The organism is Methanothermococcus sp. (assembly GCF_015523155.1).
Classification (GTDB): Archaea; AGJL01; Methanococci; order Methanococcales; family Methanococcaceae; genus Methanofervidicoccus.
Window position 1 is genome coordinate 1 of record NZ_WAKW01000035.1, and the last position, 6614, is coordinate 6614.

A 6614-nucleotide genomic window follows, 5' to 3' on the forward strand; every position below is an offset into this window, starting at 1 on the left:
AAAAAACATGATAAAAAGAAGTGCATATATAAATGAAGGTCATTTAATTGTTTTTGAAATGAAATATATAAAATATAGTCCACAAACTCTCAATGTATTTTATAAAAAGTTGATGAACTTGCCTTTAAATAATATATTAAATATAGGGACAAAAGACACTTTTGCAGTCAGGGCTCTAAAAATTCCAAAGGGAATTGGATACGAAGAAAAAATAGATAAAAAAGAAAAAGAAAAGAATATAAAAATAGATTCTATGGTTGTTGAAAGAAATATAGGAAAAATAATAAAAGAAAAGACTTGTGCAAAGGTAAATCTTAAAAATCCATCAAAGGTTGTAAAGGTGGTATTATTAAAAGACAGGATATATTTAGTGTTATCGGTGGAAAAAAGAGATAAATCTTATTTTCAAAAAAACAGACCCCATTTAAGAGCTTACTTTCATCCAGGATGTATAATTCCAAAGCTTGCAAGATGTATGGTAAATTTAGCAAGATTAAAAGAGGGCAATATTCTACTTGACCCATTCTGTGGAACTGGGGGATTTTTAATTGAAGGGGGATTTATAGGTTGTAAGCTAATTGGTAGTGATATTGACAACAGAATGGTAGAAGGAACTATATTAAATCTTAAATCTTATAATCTTATGGATAAAGTGATAGCTGTTAAGAGATGGGATGCAGAGGATATTAAAAATTATTTAAATCTATTAAATATAAAAAGGATAGATGCAATTATAACAGACCCACCATATGGTATTTCAACTTCTGCAAAGGGTGATGTTGAGTTAATATTAAATAATTTGGGAAATGTTTTAAAAAATGGCGGATATATGGTTTTTGCCTCTTCAAAAAAGATAAATGTGGAAAATCTTAAATTAAAGGAGATATACAAATTATACGTTCATAAGAGTTTAACTAGATATATACATGTTTATAGAAAAGAATAAAAATTAAAAGTTAAAATTGAAATAATTTATTTTATATTATAATTTACCTATATTCAAAATCCATCAATTCTTTTTTAACCTCCTCAATACTGGTATTATCTTCTATTGTAGATAAATCCCCCAATTCTTCACTCATTATTAGTTTTTTAAGAACTCTTCTCATAATTTTTCCACTTCTCGTTTTTGGAAGTTTATTTACAAATAAAATCATATGGGGTGTGGCAATAGGGCCCATGGTTTCTTTGACATATTTTATTAATTCTTCCTTTAACTCTTTTTTATTTTTATCGTGGAAATTTTTATTTAATATAACAAACGCCACGGGAACTTCTCCCTTAATATCGTCTGGTTTTCCAATAACAGCAGCTTCTGCAACTGCATGATGGGAAACAAGAACATGTTCAAGTTCCGCTGTTCCTATTCTATGACCTGCTACATTTAAGACTTCATCTGCTCTTCCAAGTATCCAAAAATAACCATCTTCATCTTTAATGGCATAATCCGATGGACAGTAGCAATTTGGTACTCTTTTCCAATATGCTTCTTCGTATCGTTTGTTGTTTTTCCAAAGTCCAATCAACATTCCTGGCCATGGATTTTTAATAATCAGCAGTCCTTTTTTATTTGCTGGAAGTGAGTTTCCCGACTCATCTACAATATCTGCATCTATACCAATACCCGGAAATGTGGCTGAACCAGGCTTTAATGGAATATTTTGAATACCTATTGGTGGATATATTATATGACCTCCTGTTTCTGTTTGCCAATAGCAGTCACATATCGGGCATCTTCTATTCCCTACAACTTCATAATACCATTTCCATGCCCTTGGATTTATGGGTTCCCCAACGCTTCCAAGTATCCTGAGTGTAGATAAATCATGATTTTTTACCCATTCTTCACCGTATGTCATCAGCATTCTTATTGCAGTTGGGGCAGTATATAATATAGTAACACCATGGTTTTCGATAATTTCCCATATTCTTCCAGGATTTGGATAATCTATGGCACCCTCGTACATTACAATAGTAGTTCCCAATGCAAGAGGAGCATAAACCACATAACTATGACCTGTTATCCATCCAATATCAGCAGTGCACCAAAATACATCCATATCATTAACTCCCCAAGTCCATTCCATTGTTTTTGTTGTATATACCATATAGCCTCCCGTTGAATGCACAACCCCTTTTGGTTTTCCTGTGGTTCCACTGGTATATAATATAAATAATGGATGGTTTGAATCCACAGGTATGGGATCTATATAATTCTTTGCCCCCTTCATGAGCTCCTCCCAAGAGTAATCCCTACCTTCAACTAATTTTAAATCACTGTTTCTTTTTACATATACAGTATGGTTTATGGTAGGGCAGTTTAGAAGTGCTTTATCCACTATATTTTTTAAATTTATTTTTTTTCCACGCCTATATAGTAAATCTGAGGTTATCAAAACCTTTGCCTGAGCGTCGTTTATACGTTCTGCAAGTGCATCAGCTGAAAATCCTGAGAAAACAACTGTATGTATAGCTCCAATTCTTGCACATGCAAGCATGGCTATTGCAGCTTCGGGTATCATAGGCATATATATTGCCACCCTATCCCCAGTTTCAACGCCCAAATTCTGTAAAACATTTGCAAATTTATTTACTTTTCTATAAAGTTCATAATATGTCATGATTTTAGTATCTCCATTTTCAGCTACCCATATTATAGCGGCTTTATTTCTTTTGCTGGTCAATATATGTCTATCTACACAGTTATAACAGGCATTTAACCTCCCATTAACAAACCATTTTGCATATGGTGGTTTCCATTCTAAAACCTTATCCCATGTTTTATTCCAATCTAAACATCTTGCCTGTTCCCCCCAAAATTTTTCTGGATTTTTTAGAGCCAATTCTTTTATTTCATTTAATTTCTTTAAAGGTATATATTTATCCCCAGACTTCATAGAATCACCTTTTTTATTTATAATTATTAATCATTAAACTACTATATAATGATTTCGATTTATGATGAATATATAATCGTTAAATGTCGATTAAAAATAGCATACCCTAATAATATATTTATATATTAAACATCTATACTCAATTTTAATAATTTTTCTTATTATAATTTTTAATTTTTTAATTTTAATAGCTCATGGTGGATGTTATGAGATTAGAACATTACATAATTCTTATGTTATTATTAATGGGATTTGTATCTATGCCCTTATTAATCCCAACGATTAAAACCACACAACCATATAGTATATTTAACACAAAAGAATTGGGTTGTTCAAATTTTTTAGTTTTAATGCATAAAAATAATACAATAAAACCCATATTATACCCATATAATGACATATCTATAAAAGAAAATTCTGTTATGTTCATTATAGCACCAGATGTTGATTTTACCAAAAAAGATGGAGAATTCCTAAAAAATTATGTCTATTCTGGAAATACCCTTATTATTGCAGATAATTTTAATAAAGGAAACAATCTTTTACAATATATGAATATATCCAATAAATTTTCAAATAAGCCACTTTATGACATAATAGAACCAATAGCATTATACAATCAAGGATATATATTGTTGGGAAATCCAACAGCTATAACTGGAAGTACAGAAGGAGATATAAATTTATTATCAAGCGAATCAAGCAATATTGGTAAATATCCAAAACCTGGAAAAGAAAAATCATATCCTTTAATATTAAAAAAAGATTATGGTGATGGAAAAATAATATTAATTTCTGACCCTAACATACTTACCAATGGATTATTTAATGCAAATGAAAAATTTTTAAAATATTACTTCAATTATAGCAATAAATATATATATTTTGATGAATATCATCACTCCGATGTAAATCCACAAAACATGGCTACAATAGTTGTGAATAACAACAATATAACCCCTAAATTTTTAAGTTATTTATCTATAATAATATTAATAATCACGGTTATTGTGGAGAGCTCCAATAACATATATATAAAATTAATAAATAAAATAGGAAATAATAAATTATTAAAACATTTAAATGAAAAAAATAACAATAAAATTAATTTTGAGGGGATATTGAATAATACGATTAAAAAGTATGGTATGGATAAAACTATTGTATATAAGATATTGGATAAAATGAAATAAATAAAAAAGGATGGTATTATGGCATTTGAAAAAATCAAAAATGAGATGAAAAAAGAGATAGTTGGGATGGATGATATTATTCGAGATTTATTTGTATGTTTAATTTCAAAGGGGCATATACTATTAGAGGGTGTTCCGGGTCTTGCAAAAACTACACTGGCAAAATCATTTTCAAAATGTATGGGGCTATATTTCTCAAGGGTGCAGGGCACTCCTGATTTAATACCCTCAGATATAACGGGTGGTGAAATATATAGAATGCAAACGGGGGAATTTCAATATATTCCTGGACCGTTATTTGCAAATATCGTCTTAGTGGATGAGATAAATAGAATGTCTCCAAAAACTCAGTCTGCACTATTGGAGGCTATGGAAGAAAATAGCATATCTGTGGGTGGAAAAACATATACCTTACCAAAACCTTTCATAGTAATTGCCACTCAAAATCCCATTGAATTTGAGGGAACATATTCACTGCCTGCGGCACAGCTTGACAGATTTATGATGAAGCTAAATATGGATTATTTGGACGAGGATGATGAATTAAAGGTATTATATTTAAAAAAGAGTGGAGATAATAATAATATTGAACAGATAAATACCGTTCTGGATAAAAAAACTCTTGAAAATATATTTAATACTGTAAAAAATATTTATGTTTCAAAAGTTATATTAAAATACATACGAGATATTATAGTTGCTACAAGAAATGATAAAAGAATAGTATTGGGGGCAAGCACAAGAGCAGGGATTCAACTGTTGAAAGTAGCAAAGGCTAACGCTTATTTGGACGATAGAACTTATGTAATACCTGATGATGTTAAGAATAATGTTTTTAAAGTTTTATCTCATAGAATGATACTTGATTATGAGGAAGAAACACCTGCTGAGGAAATATTGGCAGATATACTTGATAAGATTGAGGTTCCAAAAGGTGAATTTAGGTGGGAATAATTCTAAGTAAATTTTTTAAATTAATTAACTTTTAAAATTTAAAATTTAGGGGATTTGATGAATAAAACATTATATTCAAAGATATTGTTAATATTTGGGATAATATGCTATGCAAATGGTTATTTATTAAATAATATATGTGCTACATTCATGGGAGTTTTTATATTTGTATATTTATATTTTACAGAAAAAATAGTGGATTTCAAGATAGATATATGGGTAGATAAAAATGTAAGTCTAAAAGAATATACCCCTACAAAAATGATATTTAATATTTATAAAAAATCAAAATCTTATTTGAGATTCAAATCAAAGCATGGTATAATCTCATCAAATATACTCTATGGAGCATCGTCATCTGATTTACACGATAAAAATACTGTTAAGTATTTGGTAAATATTCTACCCTATAAAAAAGGGGAATTTATTATTGATATAATTGGCAAGATATACGATAAAAGAGAACTAAATTGTATAGATTATTTAAAATCATTTAAATTCAATGTTTTACCATCTATTGAGGGATTAAAATATAGATTGCAGGAGGGACATATAAAATCAACAATTAGTGGTTTTGTTGAACCAGAAATCGATGAATTAAAAATTTACGAACTTGGTGATGATTTTAAGAAAATAGATTGGAGGAAATCGCTTGGTAAAGATTTACCAATAGTTAGAAAACTAACCCATATGGAAGATTATAATATATATTATCTTTTGGATATAGGATATAGTATGAAAATATCCATAGATGAAAATAAAAATAAAATCAATTATGCAACAGGTATATTATTAAATCTCATAAAAAATAGCTCTGAAAATGATACTTATCTTTTTTTATATGATGATTATAAAATCGTGAAATCAAGCCCGATAAATAAAAAGAAAATTAAAAACATTAGGTTTTCTAAAAATACCATTTTTCAACAGCACATTGAGAAAGAGCTTTTAAATATTAAACCTATTTTAGTAGATAAATATATCCCAGCTTTAAGTTATCCAAGAAAGAATTATAATAATATCAATGAGAATAAAAAAGAATGTATTGGTAACAATATAATACACGCCTATTTATCGAGAAAGAAAAAAGGGAGTTCAGGTATATTTGAATGTGCAAGGTATTTAATGAAAATGAAAACTGGGGTGGTGATGATATTTACTGATTTAGATTCAAATATTGTACCTCTTTTAAAAAGTGTAAATATGCTCACTAAAAAAGGGTTTAGGGTGGTAGTTTATGCTTTATATACGCCCTCTTTTAATATTAGGGGGGAGGCGATATACGATGAAGAAGTATTAAGGGAAATTTATAACCATTATTTAAATAGACAGAGAATTATTAAAATGCTGGGTAAAAAAGGCATTATGGTTGTTGATTTATCCAAGAAAGATGGCATGAAAAATGTAATAAATAAATTAAAAAGATGTAAAATTTAAAGATGAAAATATATATAAAAAAATCTAAGTGTTTATTATGTATAGAATATTATTGATATTAGAGGGATTAATTCTTATAAATATACCGTATAAAGAATATATATTGATGGGAATTTTAGCATCTATATTACTC

General features: G+C 28.7%; 5 protein-coding genes. 4 read left to right on the plus strand and 1 reads right to left on the minus strand.

All coding sequences use genetic code 11. The features are described 5' to 3' along the window. Positions 1 to 946: THUMP domain-containing protein (locus F7B34_RS03875; RefSeq protein ID WP_292460510.1), on the plus strand; the 946-nt coding region annotated here is incomplete at its 5' end. Positions 947 to 989: 43 nt separating this feature from the next. Here F7B34_RS03875 and acs read toward each other — a convergent pair. After that, the gene (gene acs, locus F7B34_RS03880) at positions 990 to 2897 is read right to left on the minus strand and encodes an acetate--CoA ligase (RefSeq protein WP_292460511.1); all 1908 of its coding nucleotides are present in this window, start codon (positions 2895 to 2897) and stop codon (positions 990 to 992) included. Positions 2898 to 3103: 206 nt separating this feature from the next. Between acs and F7B34_RS03885 the strand changes: the two genes are divergently transcribed. The 3 genes from F7B34_RS03885 to F7B34_RS03895 are packed head-to-tail and all read left to right on the plus strand — an operon-like array spanning position 3104 to position 6481. Beyond that, complete coding sequence (locus F7B34_RS03885; protein ID WP_292460513.1) at positions 3104 to 4090, plus strand: DUF4350 domain-containing protein; 987 nt, start codon at positions 3104 to 3106, stop codon at positions 4088 to 4090. An 18-nt stretch (positions 4091 to 4108) separates the two neighbouring features. Then, entirely contained in the window at positions 4109 to 5044 is a 936-nt protein-coding gene (locus tag F7B34_RS03890; RefSeq protein WP_292460514.1) for a MoxR family ATPase, read from the plus strand. A gap of 57 nt (positions 5045 to 5101) precedes the next feature. Continuing rightward, entirely contained in the window at positions 5102 to 6481 is a 1380-nt protein-coding gene (locus F7B34_RS03895) for a DUF58 domain-containing protein (protein ID WP_292460515.1), read from the plus strand. The last annotated feature ends 133 nt before the right edge of the window (positions 6482 to 6614 follow it).